Source organism: Archangium minus (assembly GCF_044360475.1).
Taxonomy (GTDB): domain Bacteria; phylum Myxococcota; class Myxococcia; order Myxococcales; family Myxococcaceae; genus Archangium; species Archangium minus.
The window spans coordinates 13,006,043-13,027,208 of sequence record NZ_CP043494.1 but is presented as its reverse complement, the minus strand read 5'-3'; the positions used below and the strand labels follow the sequence as shown (position 1 = coordinate 13,027,208).

Below are 21,166 nucleotides of genomic sequence, written 5' to 3'. Positions count from 1 at the left end.
TCTCGGGAGGCCTCAGGGCACCGAGGCGGCCGCGGTCTGCCCGAGCTTCCGCGCCTCGGCTTGCGCGGCGGTGTCCAGGTGGGCGAGGCCCTGCTCGAAGTCCTTGCCCACCATCGCGTCCATGTCCATGAAGGCCGAGAGCGCCTTGGCCATCACGCTGTTCTTCCCTTCCATGACCCAGCTCACGCGGGTCCCCGTTCCGGACGTCACGAGCGTGAAGGTCGTCATGTTCGTGGCCTCGAAGGGCTTGAAGAACTCGAGCTTGAGGGAGACGCGCTCGCCGGGCTTGCTCTCCACGATGGTCATGCGACCCGCTCCGCTCTTATCTCCGCTCCAGGCGTAGCTGGCACCCGGGCCGGAGACGGGACCCTCGAAGCTCTTCGTCATGTTCGGGTCGAGCTTTTCGTAGGGCGACCACTGACCCCACTGATGAAAGTCGTTGATCAACGCGAAGACGACCTCCGCGGGAGCGTTGATCTGCGCGCTCCGCTCGACACGGAAGTTCTCCGGACGCGTGCTGATGAAGGCGAACACTCCGACGATGAGGACGAGGACGACGACGATTCCAATCTTGATGGCCATGTGAACAACACCTCTTTCAGAAAATCCGAACGAACTTCTCGGGCTCTGCAGACACGTCGAACGGGCACCCGCGAGATCGACACGCCCGGTGCTTTTTTCTCAGCGCGGCCAAGTACTCGGAATGACGGGTCTTTTACCTGTTCGCGGGGCGCGGGGCTCGAGCGGGCGCGCCTGCCTGTGAGGACAGTGGGCGAGCCTCGGGGTGGCGGCTCCCTTCCATCCCGGGCCATGCACAGCGTGAACTCATGCTCGGCAACCGTACGTGGGATGACTGGATTTCAGAGTACTCGAAGAGTCACACCCACTCTGTCAACCGCTTCTGCCACACCCTGGGCATCCCGATGATCGCGGCGTCGGTGCCGCTCGCGCTCGCCTCGCCTTTCGTCCCGGGGCTGTGGAAGCTCCCCGTGAGCCTCTTCACGGTGGGCTGGGGCTTTCAATTCGCGGGCCACGCCTTCGAGGGCAAGCCACCGGAGTTCCTCAAGGACTGGCGCTTCCTCTTCGTGGGCCTGCGCTGGTGGGCCGCCAAGATGGCCGGCCGGGCCTGACTCGCTCAGGGCCTGGTGAAGAAGAAGGAGAGCATCAGCAGCAGGCTCAGCCAGAGGTGTGGCAGGCCCAGGGCAAGGTGCAGGGTGAACACCAGGGAGGCGGCGAGGAACAGCCACTGGTGCGTCACCCTCTGGCGCGGAGTCACTCGGAGCGAATGCTCGGACCGAGGCTTCAAGCGCATCACGAACGGTGCCAGGTACAAGGGGAGGGCCCACAAGACGCGCGGACCCATGGCCCAGAACAGGGCGCCCACGAGCACCAGGCGGGCCTGGTTTGCCGCGGCGAGGGCGACGGACGCCGACTCCACTCCATCCAGGTGCTGCTCCCGGAAGAGCCAGGCGGCGGAGGCCATCAGCACCTCGGGAAGGACCAGCAGGGCCGCGTAGAGGCCCAGGACGCCTGCGGCTCCGAGCGAGAGCGGGCCGTGGGACTCGGGGATGAAGCCGCGCAGGGCCGCGAGCACCCCGAGCGCGACGAACAGTCCGACCATGAGCCTGGCGCCCAGGATGTTGCGCACGCGCAGCAGGCGGCGGAACACCGGACCGAGCACGGGGCGTCCCGAGAGGCGCGCGATGAGCAGGGCTTGGCGGTAGATGGGCTCGTCTGGGTGCTGCGTCACGGCGGTCTGGAAGAGTGCCTCGGCCTCACGGACGTCGCCCTGGTCCAGACAGACCAGACCGCGGGACATGAGGGCCCTGGCTTCTTCGGGATTCCAGGTCATGGCCTCCCGGCTCGCCTCGTCCGCGGAGTGATGCCGGCCCAGCGCCCGGAGCGACATCGCGCGCATGGCGTGGAGCTCCGGGTCCCCCGGAGCCAGCGCGAGGGCCTGGTCCAGGAACTCCAACGCCCGCTCGTGCCGTCCACCCCGCTGGGCCAGGTGGGCGAGCACGCGAAGGGGGTCGGGGGCTTCCGGGGAGAGCCGGTGGGCCTCCTCGGCATGCTGGGTGGCCTCGCGGCGTTGCTTCGTTATCGCCAGGGTTCGCGCCAGACAGACCCGGACCCAGGCGTCCTCGGGGTCGAGCGCGAGTGCCTCGCGGCCTGCCTTCAAGGCCTCCGGCATCTGATTCAGCTCCTGGAGGCATTGCCCGAGCAGGGCGTGCGCATGGGCACGCGCGGGCTCCTCCGCGATGGCCTGTTTCAGCAAGGGGAGGGCGTGGGCGTAGAGCCCCTTGTCCATCAGGATTGACGCGCGGTCATAGGCGCTCTGCATGGCGGCGCGCATTCAAGCACAGGGACGCGCAGGCGGGGGTAGGAGGGGCCGACGCGATCCGCCACCGAGTGTTATCCAGGCTGCGCCCAGGGGGCGTGCGCCATGTCTCAGACGTCGCTCACGCGGCAGGGCGCCCGCTGCCTCCACTCTGGCCGCCGATGAAGACATCCACTGCGAAAGCTATCGGCTCTCGGACGAGGTGGGGCCCTCATTCAGGGCTTGCGCGCCAATCTTCCTGGCCGCCTCGAGGAACTCGTCACTGAGGCGCGTGCCGCGAACGGCTCGCGCCAACGACAGCGCGCCATACATGAGGGCGAGCAGCGCGAGCGCCTTCTCCCGGGACTTCTCGCCCTGCCCGATCAGGCCACTCAAGTCCTGGATGAACCCGGCGAGCTCCCCCTCCAGGGCCTCACGATAGGGCTCGCCTTCCCTCGCGACCTCGGAGGTGATGCTCGGCAGGGGACAGCCGACCTCCACGCTGTCCCGGTGTTTCCGCGACAGATATCGGAAGAGCACGTTCAGCACCGGAGGGCGCGACGTGTCGCTCTTCGACCGCTGGATCAACTCGTTCCACATCGTCCGTGCCGTGCGCCGGATGGTCTCCGCGAAGAGCTGCTCCTTGGAATCGAAGTGTCCATAGAAGCCGCCCACCGTGAGTCCCGCCCCCTTCATCACGTCCATGACGGAGCTCGCTCGAATCCCCCGCTCGAGCAGCAGCGCGGCGGCGGAGGCCAGGATGGCGTCGTGCGATTTCTGCTTCTGCTCCGCTTTCTGGTTCATGGCGTGACCTCGCTCCGGAGGGGCTGCACTGCTCCGGCAAGACACCAATCATATGATGAACATGATATTCCACCCATCATTGTTCATGGCTCGCTCGGATCCCCTCCGAGCGAAGGTCAGGAAGTCCACCTCATAGCCGCTCGATGAGGGTGGCGATGCCCTGGCCGCCACTGACGCACAGCGTGATGAGCGCGGTCTGCTTGTCGCTCCGCTCCAGCTCATCGAGCGCGGTTCCGAGCAACATCGCCCCGGTTGCGCCGAGCGGGTGGCCGAGCGCGATGGAGCCACCGTTGACGTTCACGCGCTCGGGGTCGATCCCCAGCGTACGAATGGTCTGCAGCACCACGCCGGCGAAGGCCTCGTTGATCTCCCACAGGTCGATGTCTCGCGCCGTCATGCCCGCCATGCGGAGCGCCTTCTGGCTCGCCGGCGCGGGCGCGGTGAGCATCAGCACCGGCTCGCTTCCGATGGTCGCCATGGCGCGGATGCGGGCTCGCGGCTTGAGGCCCTTCTCCCGGACGTATCGCTCCGAGGCGAGCGTGACCGCGGCGGCCCCGTCGACAATGCCGCTCGAGTTGCCGGCGGTGTGGAGGTGCCGGATGGCCTTCGCGCGCGGGTAGGCCGCGAGCGCGAGCTGGTCCAGCGTCTCCCCCTTCGGGCCAACGACCGTTCCACCCAGGGCGGTGAAGGCGGGCTCGAGCGCGGCGAGCCCCTCTGCCGTGGTGTTGGGGCGTGGGACCTCGTCACGTTCGAGCACCACCGTGCCCGTGCGCGGGTCCTTCACGGGGAACAAGGACTTGGCGAAGCGGCCCTCTTGGATGGCCCGCGCCGCATTCCTCTGGGAGCGGAGCGCCACGGCATCGAGCTCCTCGCGCGAGAACCCCTCGAGCGTGGCGATGAGGTCGGCGCTGATGCCCTGGGGGACCTGGAATACGCGCTCGCGCAGGTGCGTGTTGTTGCCATCCTGGCCGCCGCCGTCGGAGCCCATGGGGACGCGCGACATGCTCTCCACGCCCCCGGCGATGACGAGGTCCATCGCGCCCGAGGCGACCCCCATGGCGCCGAAGTGGACGGCCTGCAGGCCTGAGGCGCAGAACCGGTTGAGCGACACCGCTGACACCTCGTGGGGCCATCCCGCGGCGAGCACCGCGCTGCGAGCCAGATTCGCGCCCTGCTCCCCCACCTGGGAGACGCACCCCGCCATCACGTCGTCCACCTCGCGGGGCTCAAAACCCTGGCGCTGCTGGAGCGTGTTCAGCACCTGCGCGAGCAGCTCCTGCGGGTGGATGCCCGAGAGCGCTCCCTTGCCCGCCTTGCCGCGCCCTCGCGGGGTCCGGACGGCGTCGATGACGTAGCTCATGCCCATGGCTTTGCTCCTTGACTCCTTGATATTACGCTGTTCATATTATGAGCGTAATGCGTTCTGTCAAGCCGGGGTACCCCCGCGTTTGAACATGGCGGCCAGGCAAGCACGACAATAGACAAGCAACGCCAAACATCATCCCGGAGAAGAGAAACGTGAGCGCACAGATTCAGTACGTCGAGACTCCGTTCGGTCGGCTGGCCTACACCCTTGACGGTGAGGACAAGGGGGTTCCCTTGCTCCTGGTCCAGCGCTTCCGCGGAACGATTGACGATTGGGATCCGCGGTTCGTGTCGGCCCTTGCCGCCCGCCGCCGAGTCATCCGCTTCGACAACGCGGGCATCGGTCGGTCGAGCGGCCAGGTCCCGGACACCATCGAGGGAATGGCCGAGGTGGCCCTTGCCTTCACGCGGGCGCTCGGCATCGAGCGGGCCGACGTGCTCGGGTGGTCTCTCGGCGGTCTCGTCGCCCAGCACATCACCCTGGCGGCGCCGGCATGGGTCCGGCGGTTGATCATCGCGGGTTCGACCTCCGGTGGCGGAGCCGAGGGGCCGGCACAACATCCGCGGGTCCCCGAGGTGATGACGAAGCCCGTGAATGACGAGGAGGACTTCCTCTTCCTGTTCTTCACCGGGACGGAGACCGGGCGCGCGGCGGGGAAGGCGCATCTGGCGCGGCTGAACGCGCAACCGCAGCGAGGGCCCCTGGTCTCGGGCGAGTCCTTCATGCGGCAGGTGAAGGCCATCTCCCGCTGGCCTGGCGTGCGTGACCGGCTCGGTGAGCTCACGCAGCCCATCCTCGTGGCCAATGGCGTTTCCGACGTGATGATCCCCGCCTACCGCTCCTACGTCATCTCACAGCAAGCGCCCAACGCGAAGCTGGTCCTCTATCCCGACTCCGGCCATGCCTTCCTCTTCCAGTACATTGAAGAGTTCACGGACGAGGTCCATCGCTTCCTCAGCTGAACACTCCCGCTCGGCCAGTCACGGACGCTGGTGATTCCCTGGCACCGCTGGTTGGAACATATTACGCTTATCATATGAAAAGGGCGTCCCAGGTCCGCGGCGGCGGGGAGGCCTCATGACGTGCGCACACCGAGGAGACATCATGAACGGCCGAGTCGCTGCTCCCAAGACCACGCGGCACCTCCAGGAGTTGGAGCAGATCCTGCGGGGAGAGGCACCACCCCCTCCCATCGCCCAGTTGCTGGGGCTCCAGATCCTCAGCGTTGAACCGGGCCGCGTCGTCATGGGGCTGGAAGCCTCGGCGCGCCATGCCAACCCCATGGGGACCCTCCACGGTGGGGTGATCTGCGATCTGTCCGATCTGGCCATGGGCGCGGCGATGGCCACGACGCTCGAGGACGAGGAGAGCTTCACCACGTTGGATCTCACGTCGAAGTTCCTCAAGCCCATCTGGAACGCGCGCCTGCGAGCGACGGGACGTGTGATCAAGCGGACGCGAACGCTCGGGCTGGTTGAATGTGACGTCGAGGATGAGAAGGGGAGCCTTGTGGCCAAGGTGGTCAGCTCGTGCATGGTCCTGCGAGGGGACGAGGCGCGCGGGCGATGATGGCCACGACACCTGCTCTGGAGGTCCGGCGCGCGGAGGCACGTGTGGATAGCCGTGGCCTTGCTGTCGCTGTGCGCGGCTCCGTTGAGCCTCGGGGTGAGCACGGCCAGCTCTGCGTTGTCGGGCTCACACCGGCGTTCGGCGCGGGCTCAGTGATTGGCGGTTGATGCGCGCGGCACACCGGCAGCGCGTTGGAGCGCGGCCGGCGGTTGCCCGAACGCCCGGACGAACGAGCGCCGCATCCTCTCGCGATTGCCGAAACCGTTCTCGCGGGCCACCTCCTCGACCGAGAATCGGCCGGACTCCATCATCAATCGCGCGGCCTCGATGCGCAGCCGTTCGATGGCCTTCGCCGGAGACTGCCCTGTTTCCTCGCGGAACAGGCGACTGAACTGTCGCGGGCTCAGGTGGGCGGCGCGGGCCAGCTCCCGGACGGACAGCTCGGCGCCGAGGTTTTCTCGCGCATAGGCGAGGGCGGTCTGAACCCGGTCGGATTTCGCGTCGAGGTCCAGCAACGCCGAGTACTGCGATTGGCCACCCGCACGCCGGTGGTAGACGACGAGCTTCCTGGCGACCATCCGCGCCGTCTCGGCACCCAGGTCCTTCTCCACGAGCGCCAGCGCGAGATCGACACCGGCGCTCATGCCGGCCGAAGTCCAGATGGGCCCGTCGACGACGAAGATGCGGTCCGCGTCCACCTCGATCTTCGGGTACTTCTGCTGCAGCGTGCGTGCGAAGAGCCAATGCGTGGTTGCTCGCCGGCCATCGAGCAGACCCGCCTCGGCCAGAATGAAGGCGCCGGTGCAGATGGATGCGATTCTCCGTGTCCGGCTGTCGGCGCCGCGAAGGTAGCTCAACAGGCCCGCCGAGGCCGGTGCGCCGTCGGTGTTGCCAGCGACGATCAACGTGTCGAACGTGCGGCGCTTGAAGGCCGCCGTCTGGAGCTCATACCCCAGCGAAGTCGCGACGAGCCCGCCGTGCTCCGAGACCAGGCTGATCTTGTACTCGATTGTCCCGGCCTGCTCGTTCGCCATCTCGAACACGGAGGTGACGGCGAGGCTCATGGCCGAAAACGAGGGGTAGAGAACCAGTCCAATCGTCCGCATGGGGGCTCCTGGATGAACCATGTTCGAATGTCCCAAAAGGTGGCATCTATGACGTTCGGGACATGCGGCCCCACGCTACTCTTCTCACCATCAACCAGCAACACAGCTGGCCGAAATGGAGAACGAAGATGGGCAGCGTCTCGAATAAGGGTAAGGCGGTCGTCACTGGCGCGTCGTCGGGCATCGGAGCCGAGTACGCCCTGCAGCTGGCCGTGCGTGGCTACGATCTCATCCTGGTTGCCCGTAATCGGGCCCGGTTGGACGCACTCGCGGCGCGGCTGAATGGCATGACGGGTCGCCAGGTCGAAGTGGTCGAAGCGGACCTGGCGGCGCCCGAGGGCGTGCGTCGCGTGGAAGAGGTCTTGCGCTCCGACTCCCGCATCACCTTGCTGGTCAACAACGCTGGCGTTGGAGCGGTCGCTCCTCTGCTGGAGTCCGACCCCGACAAGATGAGTGACATGATTGCCATCAATGTCCTGGCGCTCACGCGGCTCACGATGGCTGCCGCACCGGGGTTCGTCGCGCGAGGTGGCGGAACGATCATCAACATCGCCTCGATTGTCGCGATCAAGCCCGAGCTGCTCAACGGCGTGTACGGCGGAACCAAGGCCTTCGTGGTCGCCTACACGCAGTCCTTGCATCACGAGCTGCGCGACAAGGGCGTGCGTGTCCAGGCGGTGCTGCCGGGTGCTACGCGGACGGAGTTCTGGGACATCGCCGGTGCACCGGTCCACAACCTCCCGGACGCGATCGTGATGAGCGCGTCGGACATGGTCAGCGCCGCGCTCGCGGGCCTGGAGCAAGGCGAGCTTGTGACCATCCCTTCGCTGCCAGACGCGGCGGATTGGGAGAAGTACGACAACGCCCGCAACGCGCTCGCGCCGAACCTCTCGCACAGCAAGCCGGCCGCGCGGTTCTACATCGGGGCGGCGGCCGCGTGAGCCAACGCCCCTTGGGCGGACGAGCGATGAGGCGCGCTACTCCTCGCGGAGGATGAGGAGTCCGCGCGTCATGTCCACGACGTACACGTAGCCGTCCCCCGGGACACGCAGGCCAATGGCCCCGTCGAGGAAGTCGTCCCGGCCCGGGTCCGTCTCCCGGTAGGTGTTGAAGTACGCCACCTGGGTGGGTTTCGTGGGGTTGGAGACGTCCAGGACCCGCAGTCCCTCTTGATACCAGGTGATGTAGAGGCGCTGGCCCACCAGCACCATGTTGTGGATGGAGATGGCGGTGCGCAGGCGGAACTCGCCAATCTTCACCATCCGGGTCGGGTCCGTGATGTCCAGCACGCGCAGGTGCGCGTCGACGTTCTCTCCGCCCTCGAAGGCAATGGTGCGGCCGGCGAAAGTGCCCACCGCGGTGGCGTGGCTGTACTGGTTGGGGAAGCTATAGGTGCCGAGCGTGCGGACCTCGCTCGGGTTGCTCGCATCGGCCACGACGAGGCCCACGTAGCCATGGGCGACGTACAGCTGCCCATCCCGGGCGAACATGTCGTGAGGATAGGGGAAGTCGACGGTGTTGGGTGCCAGGTAGCGGTTGAGCAGGGTGGGGGACTGAGGCGTTGAGATATCGAAGATGAGCACGCCCGACTCGGCGGTGGTGGCGGCATACAGGCGGTTGCCGTCGACGAAGACCGTGTGGGCGTTGATGGACTCGCCCGGGACGTCCTTCAACAGCCGAGGGTCCGCCGGTTGCGAGATGTCGAAGACGAGGACGCCGCGTTTATCGCTGGCCACGTAGAGGGTGTTGTCCTTGGTCCAGGCGCTGTTCCAATAGCTGTCGGTGGGGAGCGTGAAGACCTTCTTGAGGACCGGGGTGCTCTTGTTGCTCACGTCGAAGACGGTGAGTCCGCCCGTGCGTCCCTTGTAATCCATGGACACCACATAGGCGTGCCCATGGGCCACATGGACGTCCACCGGTCGGCCCAGGGCCACGTGGCTCTCCGAGACGAGCCGCAGGCCGGAGGACTCGGACTCGCCCTCGCGCCACGTTAAGCGAGTGGCGTGGAAGGTGCTCCCCTTGCCGGTGACCCGGCCATTGGTGCAGGAGAAGTAGCAGCCGGTGAAGTCCGTGCCGCTGGGGGACTCGCAGGCTGCCCAGTTGTAGCGGACGATGCCTCCGTCCGGCTGGGTGCTCTGCGCGGAGAACTGGAGGGTCCGTCCGTCGCGCACGAGGGAGGTGATGGGTCTGCCATCGGCGAGGCCGGTCCCCCCGTCCGCCGAGAAGAGGACGTTGCTTCCGAAGAGCGTGCCCGCCGCCTCGCTGCGGAGGACCAGGTTGTAGTGAGCGCCCGGTGGCACGTTGGCGAGCGTGTCCCGTTTGCACGCGGAGAGGTCGAAGTAGCTGAGGTCACCACAATTCTCCGAGGTGCCTCCATCGTTGATGATCCGGCAGGCGGAGAGGCGGCCGGTGTCCACCAGGTCGCCCAACTCCTCGAGGGGCGTGGCCGTCCCATCCCACCCCGCATCGGGCGTGGGTTGGCTCGGGCTATCCGGGCATCCAAGGAGGGCGACAACGAGGAATGAGAACAGGTGCACCAGGGGGACACGGGTCCACTTCATTCGAGTTGCTCCGGGAGGAAAGGGGTCATCCTCTCCAAGTCTGCCTTCACGATGCAAGTCATCGGCGCCGATGTAGATTTTGAATCATGCGTTCTTCGCGCAGGCGGTGGGGCAGCTTTGTCGGAGTCGCCGTGCTGGTCGGGGTGCTTTGGTTCTCGGCGCGGCCCTCGGAGCCGGCTCCTTCCAGCGTCCCCCCGCGTGCTTCGGTCACCTCCGGAAATGGTGGCTTCGTACGAGGGGCGGACGCACCGGACTCGTCACAGCAGAGGCTTCCCCTGAAGGAGGAGCCCGCGAGCACGGAGCGCTGCCGGGTGCGCGGGCGCGTCACGGATGAGAACGACCAGCCCCTGCCCGGCATCCCGGTCGAGGTGCGGGTCGCCGGCCGCCGCTCCTCGCATCCCTATGCGTCGGATACCACGGACGAGCAAGGGCTCTACGCGCTCGAGTCCCTAGCTCCTGGCGTGCCCTATTTCCTCTCCGCGGATGGGCCGGGCTACGTCGCCGTCTCCCTGCCTCTGGAGCTCGACTCCTGCGAGTCACGGACGTTCGACATCATGTTGCCGCTCGGCGTGTCTGTGCGTGGCAAGGTGGTGGACGAGGCCGGCCTCCCTGTGGTCGGGGTGCGAGTGGGGCTGAGCCTTCCTCCGCCGGAAGGAGGGGAGGATGCACCCGTCCTCGTCTCCACCGTGTCCGACGCGGAGGGGACGTTCAGCCTGGATGCGCCGGAGCCCAGGGACTACATCGCTCATCTGTCGCACCCGGACTTCCTCGTCACTGAGTGGCCTGTGTCAGCTCCGGTGGAGGGGGCACGGCTGGTGCTGCGCTCTGGCACGAACGTGGAAGTCGAGGTGGTGGACGAGTCTGGACAGCCCGTCGCGGAGGCCGAGGTGTCCGTCCAGGCCACGGGCGCCGAGGAGTCCCATGAGGAGAAGACGGGCACCACGGACGAGCGTGGCAGGGTGACGCTGAAGGGTTTCGAGCCCGGGAAGTACGTGGTGAGGGCCCAGCTTCCCTCAGAGGGGCATCTGCGCACGGTGAAGCGGAGCGTGGAGTCCCGAGGCGTGGAGTCGCTGCGGGTGCGTCTGTCATTCGAGGCGGGCCTGCGGCTCTCGGGGGTGGTGGTGGATGGCGAGGGCTATCCGGTGGAAGGTGCGCGGGTACAGCTGGTGCCAGTTCCCCGAGTGGACGCACGTGAGGCGGATGACTCGCAGGAGGAGTCCGTTCCCGAGTCCCTGCAGGACACGTGGGACTCCGAGTCGGCGCGTCCGCTCCTGACGGATGCGCGAGGGCGGTTCACCGTGAACCATCTGAGGCCGGGCCACTACCAGGTGAGCGTGCGGAAGGAGGGATATGTCCTCCGGGCGCCGACGGGGCAGGGGGTGATGGACTCCACGCCGAGCGTCATCGTGTCCGCTGAGGCGCGTGAGGTCCGCCTGGTGCTCGACTTCCTGGGCATGGTGAAGGGGAGGGTGGTCCGTGAGGATGGCTCGCCGGTGCGCCGCTTCCGGCTCAATGACCTTCCCCTGGAGGACGAGCAGGGCGTGTTCCGCCATCCCTTCGAAGGTGATGGAGAGCGGGTGCTGACCTTCACCGCGCAGGACCTGGCGGGCACGGAGCGAAAGGTACGCGTGCGGCGGGGCGAGGCCGTGGACCTGGGCGACATCGTGCTGCGGTCCGGGCGCGAGGTGCGTGTGCGGGTGGTGGACGCGGAGCGCTCCAGGCCGGTGCGCGGCGCCCTCCTGGACCTGCGGACGCCCGAGCAGGGGCAGGCGGATTTGCCACGCTCGTTGCTCTTCCGGGAGACGGAGCTCACTCGGCACAGCGGTCAGCTCCGCATGTCGGCGCGCCACTTCATGACGAACGAGGAAGGGCTGGCGGTGCTCCCGTATGTGGAGCCGCGACCGCTGCTGCTGGTCGTGAACCATGATGAGTTCTTGGAGGCGCGTGTGCCGCTCGGAGCGGAGCTGCGGGAGGTGGTGGTGCCGCTGCACGCCGGGGCTCGGGTGGAGGGCACCGTGCGGGCCGGGACGGTCACCGTCGACAGCGGCACGGTGCAACTGCTCTCTCCGGATGGAGAGATCGCCGCGATCGCGGTCATCCATGAGGGCGCGTATGCATCCGGGCCCTTGAAGGCGGGGCGTTACACCCTCCAAGTGGGGCACGTCGTTCTCGACGACGGTCCTCCCCCCGTGTTCTTCCCTCGGTCCGTGGAGGTACCCGCGAGCGGGACGCTGGCGGTGGACCTCGAGGCCGCGCGGAGCGGGACCGCCGTGGAGCTCCAGGTCTCTACTGAATAACATCCCTGACGAGCTGGCTCCTCGGCTGCGATTTGAAGGGAATGTCGTAGAGCTTTTGGCTGTGCATGCTGTGCGTCTCGGAGGGGCTCTCGGAGACATTCATGCCGTGAAGCCTAGTCGTTCCAAATATAAAGTTTCGTGAAGGTTCGTGGCGGCCTATTCATTTCGTCAGTCCAACCCGCGCTCCTGGAGACGCATCATGACTTATCGCCATCTCGTCGATCCCGCCCTCGCTCCGATGCTCGAGAACGAGTTCCCGGCCCTCTCCGCGGCCAACCTGAAGGACTTCCGGGCCGCGCTGGTCCACCAGTTCGATGCGGGACCCAGCCCGGCGATCCGCTCCGAGGTGCGAGTACGTACCCGCGATGGAGGTCCGGAGGTCCGTTTGATCATCCACACCCCTCACGGTGGAGGGTCGAATCGACCGGCCATCTTCTTCATCCATGGCGGAGGCATGGTGCTCGGCGATGCGGCGATGGGCGAGGGAATCCGTGGGGCGCTGGCCCTGCGGCATCAGGCCGTTGTTGTCTCCGTCGACTACCGCCTCGCGCCCGAGACGCCCTTTCCGGGCGCGATCGAGGACTGCTTCGCGGGTCTGAAGTGGCTGTTCGCCCATGCAGCCGAGCTCGGCGTTGACCCCTCCCGAGTGGTGCTGATGGGCGAGAGTGCCGGAGGAGGCCTCGCCGCCTCGCTCGCCCAGCTCGCGCGAGACGAGGGAGGCCCGCGGGCCTGCGCGCAGATTCTCATCTACCCGATGCTCGACTACCGCACGGGGAGCAAAGAGGACCCTCACCCGAATCCCGTCACGGGCGAGTTCTCCTGGACGCGCGCGAACAACCGCTTCGGCTGGGAGGCGCTTCGCGGCGACTACGTTCCGACCGATGCGCGCGCAGGCCATTTCTCCGCGGCGCTCGGGCGAGACCTCTCCAACCTGCCGCCCGCCTTCATCGCGACGGGCTCGCTCGACCTCTTCTTCGAGGAGATTGTGGAGTATTCGCGGCGGCTGTGCCGGGCGGGTGTTTCCGTCGAGCTCCACAGCTATCCCGGCGCCATCCATGGCTTCAACTTCGTGCCCACTGCGTGGATGACGGAGAGCTTCAATCGGGACCTCCACGGCGCCTTGTCACGTGCCTTCGGAAGAGGAGAGTCGAGCTCTGAGCAGAAGAACGCGTGGTGAGCGCCGCGGCTTGACGAGAGAGCATGGTACACTCGCGGGATGCTCACCATTCGTAGCCACCAGCTCGGTGTCTTCGAGGAAGCACAAGCCCAACACTTCCTTCTCCATCTGATGGCGCACGTGCGCACCCACTTTCCCGAAGAGGTAGGGGTGTTGGACGACGCGCTTCTGCGTGCGCGCATCGAGCAGGGCGTCCGGCAGGGCCATGCGCTCGGGTTGGTGACGCGTCGGGACCTCTCCCGCTTCATCAACCTGCTCGTGGCCTCGGATTGGGAGTTCGCCAGGGCTCCGGAGCACGCCTGGATGAAGGACTACCTCGAGGATCCTGGAGTCTCGAGCCCGAGCGTACGGCTCGAGCGCCTGGTGCAGGAGTTCATCCGCCGCGGAGAGCTCGAGGCGCGTAACGCGGTGCTGCGCGAGGAGTTTGGACAATGATTTTCGGAAAGCCGTCTCCGTCCTCCCAGGACGGTGAGGTCGACGAGGATTCGCCCTCCACCCTTCCCGAGCCCATTCGGCCAAAGGTGTTGACGTTCGGCCCACCAGCGCGTTCTTCCGGGCCACCCCCCTCCGAGGACAGCGCGGCACCAACACCCTCGAAGCCGCTTCGCGTGGCGAAGCTCAAAGCCGCGGATACGGTGAGCCTCGAGGAGCCGCCGGTGGTTCCCTCCAACTCCACCACGACGTGCCCGTACATGGAGCGCTACGCCATCGAGGTGCTCGTCGTCGGGGCCCATGACGAGCCCATCGCGGAGCTCGCCGTGGAGCTCCGCAAGAGCGATACGGAGGCGCTCGCGAGCAAGACCGATGCCTCGGGACGTGCTCGCTTCGAGGCGCTCCAGAAGCAGCGTTATGACCTCTGCCTGCCGACGCTCGACTCGGCGACGTGGGAAGTCGTCGGCCGCGAGCCGCTCCCCGCCGAGCGCGCCCGGAGCGCTGGCAACGCCACCTGGCGGGCTCCCGCGAAAGCGCCGGAAGCGTCGTCGCCGCACGTCGTGGTGCAGGGGGAGTGCCTCGCGGAGATCGCCGCGCGTCATGGCTTCCTGTCCGAGGTGCTGTGGAACCTGCCAGACAACGGAAAGCTCAAGGAGCTCCGCGGCGCCAGCGCCCTCTTGTTCCCCGGAGACAAGGTTGTGCTCCCCGCCCTCCGCGTGAAGACGCAGTCCTGCGAGGTCGGTGAGGCCTTCCGCCTGCGCCGCAAGGGCGCGCGAGAGCAGTTCCGGGTGCGCTTCCTCTCGGGGGACGGAAAGCCACGCGGGGGGATTCCCTACCTCCTTACCCTGGAGCTCGAGGGCGGAGCCGAGGAGCGCAAGGGGGAGACGGATGGGGACGGCTATGTCTCCGAGCCGGTCCCTCCGGACGTCGACAAGGTCCGGCTCGTGCTCGGCAAGGAAGAGCCGCAAGAAGTCTATGAGTTCCAGATGGCGTATCTGGATCCGCTCGAGACGATCAGCGGTGTGCAGGCGCGACTCACGAACCTGGGCTACCCGTGTGGCGAGGTGAGCGGTGAGCTCGACTCGTTGACACGCCGCGCGCTGCGAGACTTCCAGCGAGACCACTCGTTGGAGGTGACGGGTGAGCTTGACGACACCACCCGCAAGAAACTCGAGGAGCTGTACTTGTCCTGAGGACGGTCAGTCCACGGCATCAAGGGGGGAAATCCATGCCGCCAAACATCACAGGGGTCCTGCCCAACGCGGGACCGAGCTCTGGAGGCCTTGCCGTCTCCATCCAGGGTCAGGGCTTCAAGGACGGAGCAACGGTCCTCTTTGGCGTCGCCCAAGCGCAGCTCATCCAGGTCACGCCGACGTTGATCACCGCGCTCTCGCCAGTTGTAGCGCCGGGTCCAGTCGCCGTGACCGTGACGAACCTGGATGGCACCACGCACACGTTGGTTGCCGCGTTCACGTTCCACGCGCCAGCCCTCCACAACATCAACCCGCTCGACGGGCCGACCGCGGGCGGGACGTTCGTCACCCTCTCTGGGGCTTACTTCGCCTTGGGCGCGCAGGTGTCCTTCGATGGCACGGCCGCGCTCTCCGTGGTGCGCACGAGCTCCACGCAACTGGAGGCGCGCTCGCCCGCGCATGCCGCGGGGATCGTCAACATCACCGTGACGAACCCGGACGGTCAGAGCGCTCAAACCCCGTTCACCTACCAGACGCCGACCCTCACGGGCCTCGCGCCCGCTCATGGGCCCATCACCGGAGGGACGAACCTCACGATCTCCGGGACGCACTTCACGCCGAGCGTCACCGTGACGATCAACGGCACGGTTCTCCCACTCGCGAGGAGCGAGGGCGGCACGTCCATCCAGGTCGTCACCCCGGCGTCGGCAGCGGGCGCGGTCAACGTCACGGTGGCGAACTCCGACGGGCAGTCCGTCACCCGCGTGGGCGCGTTCACCTACGACGCGCCGCCCACGGTCACGGGGGTGGATCCCCCGGCGGCACGCAACTCCGACGGAGCCTCCGTCACCGTCACGGGCACCCACTTCGTCAACGGAGCGACGGTCACCTTCGGAGGCGTCGCGGCGACGAGCGTCACCTTCGTGAACGCAACGACCCTCACCGTCATCGCCCCCGCGCATGCCGCGGGTCAGGTGGACGTCGTCGTGACGAATCCGGATGAGCAGTTGGGAACGCTCGTCAACGGCTTCACGTATGTGGACGGGCCCGCTCCCACGGACAACGAGGTCACGTTCCTGATGGACGGAGAGGAGTTCTTCACCGAGCTCCAGGTGCAGATGAATGCCGTCGCCGCCGCTGCTCCAGGTCCGCAGACCTACGTGCGGCTCGCTTTCTGGAAGATCGACGCCAATGTGACGCTCGGTGACCGCAATCACTTCAACGTGGTCGGGCATACGATCGTCGACTACATCGAGAACGTGGTGATGGCCGGTCACGATGTCGATGTGATCGTCTGGTACCCGAACGCGAAGGATCGCTTGAAGTGGAGAGACTTCGCGGAGGGCCACGATCATCTCGCCAACGAGTTGAGCCGGATTGATCGGGCAGCCGCCACGGCTGTCGTGGTTCCTCCGGCCCCGCCTCCCGGGCGCGTGCGCATCTACCTCGAGCGCTATGAGGGATGGACCGGCTCGAGCAACCACCAGAAGTTCGGGATCTTCTCCATCAACGGCCAGCGCACCGTCATCATGGGTGGCCTCAACCTGGCCGACTATTACTTCGACTCCGACGATCACAAGCTCTTCCTGGGCATGAACACCAACCAGGCCTGGCACGACACGGCCATCCGCCTCGTCGGGCCGGCGACGGACGATGTGGAGAAGGAGTGGGTGCGGCGCTGGCAGCGAGCCATCGACATGCAGGCCTCCTTGATCTCGCTTAACAACCTGGAGAACCAGGTCCGGTCGCGTTACGTGGGGATAGGCAATCGCAACACCATCCGCCAGAACGCGGTCGCCGTCACGCGCAACCGCACGCCGCAGCCGACTCCCTTCGGAGCCAATGCCACGGTCCGTATCGCCCTGACGCGCTCCGAGCGCTCCACGCGCCACCGCGAGCTCCGGGACCTGCTGCTCGAACGCATCGGCGCGGCGAACCACTACGTGTACATGGAGAACAACCAGTTCACGGATCCGGAGATCGTCCGGGCGCTCTATACCCGGAAGGCCGCCGTCCCGACTCTTCGCGTCGTCATCGTCACGAACATGCGGGATGCGGGCGAGGGGTATATGACGCGCCGGTCCTGGCTCCAGCTCGTCCTGCGCATGCCGCACCCGGTCTGCGTGAGGGTCCACTATGAGTCGGAGCGCCGGGGCGGAGGTATCAGGCAGGTTGCTCGCGCGGGCGCTGGTACGTGGAACGTCCACGACTCGTATGACCCCAACGACCCGACGGCGACGCGCTGGCTCGACGAGGACGCGCTCGAAGTCGATGCCGCATCGGGAGGGACCAAGCGGATCAAGTTCAGCCGTATCACCGCCGTCGAGTGTGGATTCCACTTCTACTCGCCGGTGTGCATTGCCCAGATCCAGCACCCGGTGACGGGAGTCATGGCGGACACACTCATCAACCCCTGCATGCACTCGAAGTTGGCGATCATCGATGACCAATACCTCGTCATTGGCTCATCGAACTGGACCTACCGGAGCATGCAATACGATGGCGAGATCGCCGCGTTCATCGACGGAGGCGCGCCAGGGGGTGGACCCACCGTCGTCACGCAGGTTCGGGACAGGCTGATCGGCCATTATGATGATCTCACGGCGCTCACCTTGAGCAACGTGGGCAGTAACTTCGAGAACACGGCCCACACCAACGTTCAGAACTGGCGCGTGAACGGAGATGCCGCGTTTGGCGGCTACAACAACTACATGCTGATGCCGCTCGTCCATCCGGACATCGAGCTCGCGAACGTCCGAGAGGCACCCGGTTTGAGGTCGATGCCGAACTACACGTGGATTTGAGGCTCAGGGCGCGTTGGAGGTCTTCTTCATACAGTCGCGCAGCGCCCGCTCCCCGAAATGGCGCCGGAGGAGCTTCGTTCCCATTTCGAGCTCCTGTTCCAGCAGGGCGTCACGCTCGGGGTCCTCGCCCTTGGCTTTGCTCAGGGCCAGCGCATAGCGCGAGCGGGACTCGCAGATCATTGCGGCATCCCGCTTGTGCTCGCCGAGCAGGAGGAGGGCGGTGCCCAGGTTGTTCTGGTGGCTGGCCCACTCCGCGGGCGTCAGCTCGGGAACCTCGACCTCGAGCGAGGTACGCAAAGCCTCCACCGCCTGCTGGAGCCGCACTGGGTCGGAGCTCCGCTTCCCGAGCTCCGACAGGGTGCTGCCCAGGGCGGCTTGTGTCATGGCCCAACTTCGGGGGACTCGCTCCCGGGTCCGCTCCTCCAGGGCGGCCCGGTAGGCGGCCTCCGCCTCTTCGAGGCGGCTCGTTCCGGATTGGCGCAATCCGAGCGCCTGGAGTGTGTCTCCCAGAAGGGTCTGGGTCTCTGCCCACGTAAGGGGCGCATGCTGCCGGGGCAGCTCGCGCAGGGCCGAGCGATAGGCGGCAACGGCCCGCTCGAGGTTGTCCGGGCTGGTCTTTTGAGGACGGGTCCCCTTGAGGGTGTCTCCCCGGCGGGAGTGCTCCTGGGCACGTGCGAGCGCCTCGTGCCACCCCTTGGGCCGCGGTTGGACCAGTACCAGCCGGACACGCTCGGGGCGCAGGTAGGTGCGCAGGTAGTCGGCCAGCTCCGTCTTGGAGGCAATGAGGGTCTGAAACTGCTGTCGCCGGACGTTGATGTGGTCTGGCCGGCCCGTGACACGCAGGTCCATGGCCATGTCGCGGGTGGTGAGTTGTTTCGCCGATTCCTTGAAGATGGGGTTGCTGTATTCGGTGAGCACCCATCTCGTGAATTGGATGAGGTTGGAGTCCGACAGCCGATCGAGCTTGCCCAGGACCTGCCGCGCGAGCGTTTGGACTTCCCCCGCGTCTCGAACGTCCACCTGCGCGGCGAGCAGCATCAGCCCATCCGCCTTGTGGGTCTCGACGTCGAAATGGAGGACCTGGGGAGAGTTCTTGAACACCTCTTGCAACGTGAGCTTGAGCAGGATTTGGGTGAGCTCCCCATGGAGGACCTTCCCCGAGAAGGAACCGGGCAAAGTCCAGGCCATGTACAGACGTGGGGACTGCACCGGTCCCTCCAGCTGCGCCATGGGCGTGCCGGGAGGCAGCTCCTGGGGAAACGGAGGTGGCCTGCGTTGCACAGCGGAAACACGCGTGGAGGCATCCGTTCCGGTGAGGCCCACGAAGGCCCGCGCCACTTCGAACTTCGCGTCCGCGACAGCCAGGGGGCCGGCCACCACCACCACGGCGTGGGCGGGGGTGTAGTGTTGCTTCACGAAGGTGCGTACGTCCTCCAGGGTGATGCGTTCGATTGACTCGGGAGTGCCCAGGGGTAGACGTCCGTAGGGGTGGCCCGGCAGCAGCCGCTCGTGCAGCCACCACGTCATGAGGACCTCGGGCATGTCCTGCTGGCGCAGTGTCTCCGCGAGCAGACTGCGCAGTTGCAGGAATTCGTCCTCGGTGAGCGGGCCCAAGGGGTCCCGCATCCGTTGGGCCTCTGCCGACAGCGTCCGTGCGAGTTTTCCCGGGGGAAGCGTGAGAGTGAAATCCGTCGTGTCGTGGGTGAGGGCGGGGCGGATTCGAGCCCCTTCGAATTCCAATTGCGCCTGGAACGACAGGGCGGGGTGCTTCCTGTAACGGATGAGGGTGAGGAAGGCGGACAGGTGCGCCAGACCCTCCTTGCCCGCGGGGTCATCCGTGGCGCCCACCCGGTAGGACACGGTCATGGAGACCTCGGAGGCGCCGGGGACTTCATTCACCAGCAATCGCATCCCACTGGGGTACGTCACAAAGGCACCCCTGACGGCATCGGTCCCGGGAGGTGGCTCGCTCTGAGGGGGCGGGGAGGTCGCGCAACCCGAGGGGCCGAGCAGCAACAGGACGGCAATGAGCATCATCCAGACGCTCCGGGTCTCGGTACGGGAGCGAGGGCTGGGACAAGCTTTCATGGTGAGGCGTCCAGGGGTGATTCCGTGTTTCACGGAAGTGGGTGGCTGCTCCCTGGAGCAGGAAATCCAGCCAGTGGTTACAGCGGGACGGGTGACAATTCTGTAAATCGCCAGGATGGGCGTTCGTGCGCGGGTTTGCCCGGGGGGGGGCTGCACGCGACCGCGGGTACCCTGCGCGGCAAGTTCTGGCAGGATGGGTGGCCGGGGTGGATGGAGCAGAGCCCCAGGAGAGAGGGGGAGCGGATGCGTCTCGCGGTGCTGCTGCTGTGTCTGGTGGTTTCCACGGCGAGTTTCGCCGACGAGCGGTTCACGGGCTTCGACCACTTCGTCAGCCAATACCAGTCAGCCCGCGCGGAGGCCCGGCCGGAGTTGACTCGCGCCTTCGTCGAGTGGCAGCAGGCACACGGGGGCTTCCCCATCGTCGAGCCGACGGGACATGCCGTGTTCTTCTATGTGGGAACGGGCCAGGAGAAGGACGTCCGCCTCATTGGAGAGTTCCGGCGCGCCGGTTATTACAACCATGCCTGGGACCCGGCCGGAGTGCCCCTCGTGCGTGCCGCCGAGGGTGGTGCGGTCTTCTTCACGCGGCTCTCGTTCGAGAAGGACGCCCGGCTCGAGTACAAGTTCGTCATTGATGGTGCGGAGAAGCCGGACCCGCTGAACCCCCGCACTTACGACGGAGCCATCGTCGGCGTGGTCTCCGAGGTTTCGATGCCGGGCTATGTGCCGCCCCGCGAGGCGGTCGCGCGCGAGGACGTCCCCAAGGGCTCGCTGCACGTCGTGGAGGAGCCCTGGGCCACGCCCAAGGTCACCATCTACCTGCCGGCGAAGTACGACGCGGCGAAGCGCTACCCCGTCATCTACACGCCGGACGGCGCTGCGTGGATCAACCATCTCAAGCTGCCAATCATTCTCGACAACCTCATCGCGGAGGGCTCAATCGAGCCGGTCATCGCCGTGATGACGGACCCGACCGCGGACCGCTCCAACTGGTACCAGTTCAATCCTGACTACCTCTCGTACCTGGAGAAGGTTGTCGCCTATGTCGACAGCCACTATTCCACGAGGGCCCGCGCCGAGGACCGGCTGCACCTGGGGACGTCCGCCGGCGGGCGCATCGCGCTCTACGTGGGACTGGAGCGTCCCCAACTCTTCCGCAACGTGGCCCTGCTCTCCCCGTCCCTGATGGGCCCGCCTTCCTACTACGAGCCCTGGTTCAGTCGCCGGAGGCGCCCCAACCCGAAGCTGCGAATCTGGCTCAGCGCGGGCTCGTACGAGGGCTATATCGTTCAGGATACCCAGATGCTGGAGACCTACTTCAAGTCGGTGGGGCTCAAACCAAAGACTGTCTACACGCACCAGGGACACTCACTTGGCGCCTGGCGATACCTGGCTCCCGACGTGCTCAGGTATTTCCTGGGGACGAAGCCACGCTGATCCACCGTCTGCTGT

General features: G+C 66.6%; 17 protein-coding genes. 10 read left to right on the top strand and 7 right to left on the bottom strand.

What is annotated here, in order from left to right:
• Positions 1-12: 12 nt before the first annotated feature.
• Positions 13-582 (bottom strand): SRPBCC family protein, encoded by a 570-nt coding sequence (locus F0U60_RS53855; protein ID WP_395812316.1) that lies wholly within the window; start codon positions 580-582, stop codon positions 13-15.
• A 245-nt stretch (positions 583-827) separates the two neighbouring features.
• On the opposite strand from F0U60_RS53855, the gene F0U60_RS53850 reads away from it, so the two are divergent.
• Positions 828-1,130, top strand: a complete 303-nt coding sequence (locus tag F0U60_RS53850; protein ID WP_395812315.1) for an Mpo1-like protein — start codon at positions 828-830, stop codon at positions 1,128-1,130.
• 5 nt (positions 1,131-1,135) lie between these two features.
• Here F0U60_RS53850 and F0U60_RS53845 read toward each other — a convergent pair whose 3' ends face one another.
• The 3 genes from F0U60_RS53845 to F0U60_RS53835 form a co-directional block, all read right to left on the bottom strand.
• Entirely contained in the window at positions 1,136-2,341 is a 1,206-nt protein-coding gene (locus F0U60_RS53845; RefSeq protein ID WP_395812314.1) for a tetratricopeptide repeat protein, read from the bottom strand.
• 180 nt (positions 2,342-2,521) lie between these two features.
• The gene (locus F0U60_RS53840) at positions 2,522-3,121 is read right to left on the bottom strand and encodes a TetR/AcrR family transcriptional regulator (RefSeq protein ID WP_395812313.1); all 600 of its coding nucleotides are present in this window, start codon (positions 3,119-3,121) and stop codon (positions 2,522-2,524) included.
• 130 nt (positions 3,122-3,251) lie between these two features.
• Positions 3,252-4,487, bottom strand: coding sequence for an acetyl-CoA C-acetyltransferase (locus tag F0U60_RS53835; protein ID WP_395812312.1), 1,236 nt, complete (start codon positions 4,485-4,487; stop codon positions 3,252-3,254).
• Between the two features lie 152 nt (positions 4,488-4,639).
• Here F0U60_RS53835 and F0U60_RS53830 point away from each other — a divergent pair, with 152 nt between their 5' ends.
• On the top strand, positions 4,640-5,449 hold the full coding sequence (locus F0U60_RS53830; RefSeq protein WP_395812311.1) for an alpha/beta fold hydrolase: 810 nt from the start codon (positions 4,640-4,642) through the stop codon (positions 5,447-5,449).
• Between the two features lie 142 nt (positions 5,450-5,591).
• Positions 5,592-6,056 (top strand): PaaI family thioesterase, encoded by a 465-nt coding sequence (locus tag F0U60_RS53825; RefSeq protein WP_395812310.1) that lies wholly within the window; start codon positions 5,592-5,594, stop codon positions 6,054-6,056.
• Positions 6,057-6,205: 149 nt separating this feature from the next.
• Here F0U60_RS53825 and F0U60_RS53820 read toward each other — a convergent pair whose 3' ends face one another.
• Positions 6,206-7,162, bottom strand: a complete 957-nt coding sequence (locus F0U60_RS53820; RefSeq protein ID WP_395812309.1) for a GlxA family transcriptional regulator — start codon at positions 7,160-7,162, stop codon at positions 6,206-6,208.
• A 62-nt stretch (positions 7,163-7,224) separates the two neighbouring features.
• Here F0U60_RS53820 and F0U60_RS53815 point away from each other — a divergent pair, with 62 nt between their 5' ends.
• Positions 7,225-8,103 (top strand): SDR family NAD(P)-dependent oxidoreductase, encoded by an 879-nt coding sequence (locus F0U60_RS53815; protein ID WP_395812308.1) that lies wholly within the window; start codon positions 7,225-7,227, stop codon positions 8,101-8,103.
• A gap of 36 nt (positions 8,104-8,139) precedes the next feature.
• Here the strand turns inward: F0U60_RS53815 and F0U60_RS53810 are convergent, their stop codons facing one another.
• Positions 8,140-9,096: an LVIVD repeat-containing protein gene (locus tag F0U60_RS53810; RefSeq protein WP_395812307.1), complete on the bottom strand. Its 957-nt coding sequence runs from the start codon at positions 9,094-9,096 to the stop codon at positions 8,140-8,142.
• Positions 9,097-9,809: 713 nt separating this feature from the next.
• On the opposite strand from F0U60_RS53810, the gene F0U60_RS53805 reads away from it, so the two are divergent.
• The 5 genes from F0U60_RS53805 (at position 9,810) to F0U60_RS53785 (ending at position 17,626) form a co-directional block, all read left to right on the top strand.
• The gene (locus tag F0U60_RS53805) at positions 9,810-12,020 is read left to right on the top strand and encodes a collagen binding domain-containing protein (RefSeq protein WP_395812306.1); all 2,211 of its coding nucleotides are present in this window, start codon (positions 9,810-9,812) and stop codon (positions 12,018-12,020) included.
• A gap of 199 nt (positions 12,021-12,219) precedes the next feature.
• Positions 12,220-13,197, top strand: coding sequence for an alpha/beta hydrolase (locus F0U60_RS53800; protein WP_395812305.1), 978 nt, complete (start codon positions 12,220-12,222; stop codon positions 13,195-13,197).
• 39 nt (positions 13,198-13,236) lie between these two features.
• Positions 13,237-13,632 (top strand): hypothetical protein, encoded by a 396-nt coding sequence (locus tag F0U60_RS53795; RefSeq protein WP_395812304.1) that lies wholly within the window; start codon positions 13,237-13,239, stop codon positions 13,630-13,632.
• Between the two features lie 173 nt (positions 13,633-13,805).
• On the top strand, positions 13,806-14,822 hold the full coding sequence (locus F0U60_RS53790) for a peptidoglycan-binding protein (RefSeq protein ID WP_395812303.1): 1,017 nt from the start codon (positions 13,806-13,808) through the stop codon (positions 14,820-14,822).
• A gap of 35 nt (positions 14,823-14,857) precedes the next feature.
• On the top strand, positions 14,858-17,626 hold the full coding sequence (locus F0U60_RS53785; protein WP_395812302.1) for an IPT/TIG domain-containing protein: 2,769 nt from the start codon (positions 14,858-14,860) through the stop codon (positions 17,624-17,626).
• A gap of 3 nt (positions 17,627-17,629) precedes the next feature.
• On the opposite strand, the gene F0U60_RS53780 is transcribed toward F0U60_RS53785, so the two are convergent.
• Entirely contained in the window at positions 17,630-19,663 is a 2,034-nt protein-coding gene (locus F0U60_RS53780) for a M16 family metallopeptidase (RefSeq protein WP_395812301.1), read from the bottom strand.
• A gap of 294 nt (positions 19,664-19,957) precedes the next feature.
• Here F0U60_RS53780 and F0U60_RS53775 point away from each other — a divergent pair, with 294 nt between their 5' ends.
• Complete coding sequence (locus tag F0U60_RS53775) at positions 19,958-21,151, top strand: alpha/beta hydrolase-fold protein (protein ID WP_395812300.1); 1,194 nt, start codon at positions 19,958-19,960, stop codon at positions 21,149-21,151.
• Positions 21,152-21,166 lie beyond the last annotated feature (15 nt).

What these genes read in the sequence shown, in the direction of transcription:
- F0U60_RS53855 (WP_395812316.1), bottom strand. Translation starts at nt 582, where the DNA reads ATGGCCATCAAGATTGGAATCGTCGTCGTCCTCGTCCTCATCGTCGGA.
- F0U60_RS53850 (WP_395812315.1), top strand. Translation starts at nt 828, where the DNA reads ATGCTCGGCAACCGTACGTGGGATGACTGGATTTCAGAGTACTCGAAG.
- F0U60_RS53845 (WP_395812314.1), bottom strand. Translation starts at nt 2,341, where the DNA reads ATGCAGAGCGCCTATGACCGCGCGTCAATCCTGATGGACAAGGGGCTC.
- F0U60_RS53840 (WP_395812313.1), bottom strand. Translation starts at nt 3,121, where the DNA reads ATGAACCAGAAAGCGGAGCAGAAGCAGAAATCGCACGACGCCATCCTG.
- F0U60_RS53835 (WP_395812312.1), bottom strand. Translation starts at nt 4,487, where the DNA reads ATGGGCATGAGCTACGTCATCGACGCCGTCCGGACCCCGCGAGGGCGC.
- F0U60_RS53825 (WP_395812310.1), top strand. Translation starts at nt 5,592, where the DNA reads ATGAACGGCCGAGTCGCTGCTCCCAAGACCACGCGGCACCTCCAGGAG.
- F0U60_RS53820 (WP_395812309.1), bottom strand. Translation starts at nt 7,162, where the DNA reads ATGCGGACGATTGGACTGGTTCTCTACCCCTCGTTTTCGGCCATGAGC.
- F0U60_RS53815 (WP_395812308.1), top strand. Translation starts at nt 7,225, where the DNA reads ATGCGGCCCCACGCTACTCTTCTCACCATCAACCAGCAACACAGCTGG.
- F0U60_RS53805 (WP_395812306.1), top strand. Translation starts at nt 9,810, where the DNA reads ATGCGTTCTTCGCGCAGGCGGTGGGGCAGCTTTGTCGGAGTCGCCGTG.
- F0U60_RS53800 (WP_395812305.1), top strand. Translation starts at nt 12,220, where the DNA reads ATGACTTATCGCCATCTCGTCGATCCCGCCCTCGCTCCGATGCTCGAG.
- F0U60_RS53795 (WP_395812304.1), top strand. Translation starts at nt 13,237, where the DNA reads ATGCTCACCATTCGTAGCCACCAGCTCGGTGTCTTCGAGGAAGCACAA.
- F0U60_RS53785 (WP_395812302.1), top strand. Translation starts at nt 14,858, where the DNA reads ATGCCGCCAAACATCACAGGGGTCCTGCCCAACGCGGGACCGAGCTCT.
- F0U60_RS53780 (WP_395812301.1), bottom strand. Translation starts at nt 19,663, where the DNA reads ATGATGCTCATTGCCGTCCTGTTGCTGCTCGGCCCCTCGGGTTGCGCG.
- F0U60_RS53775 (WP_395812300.1), top strand. Translation starts at nt 19,958, where the DNA reads ATGCGTCTCGCGGTGCTGCTGCTGTGTCTGGTGGTTTCCACGGCGAGT.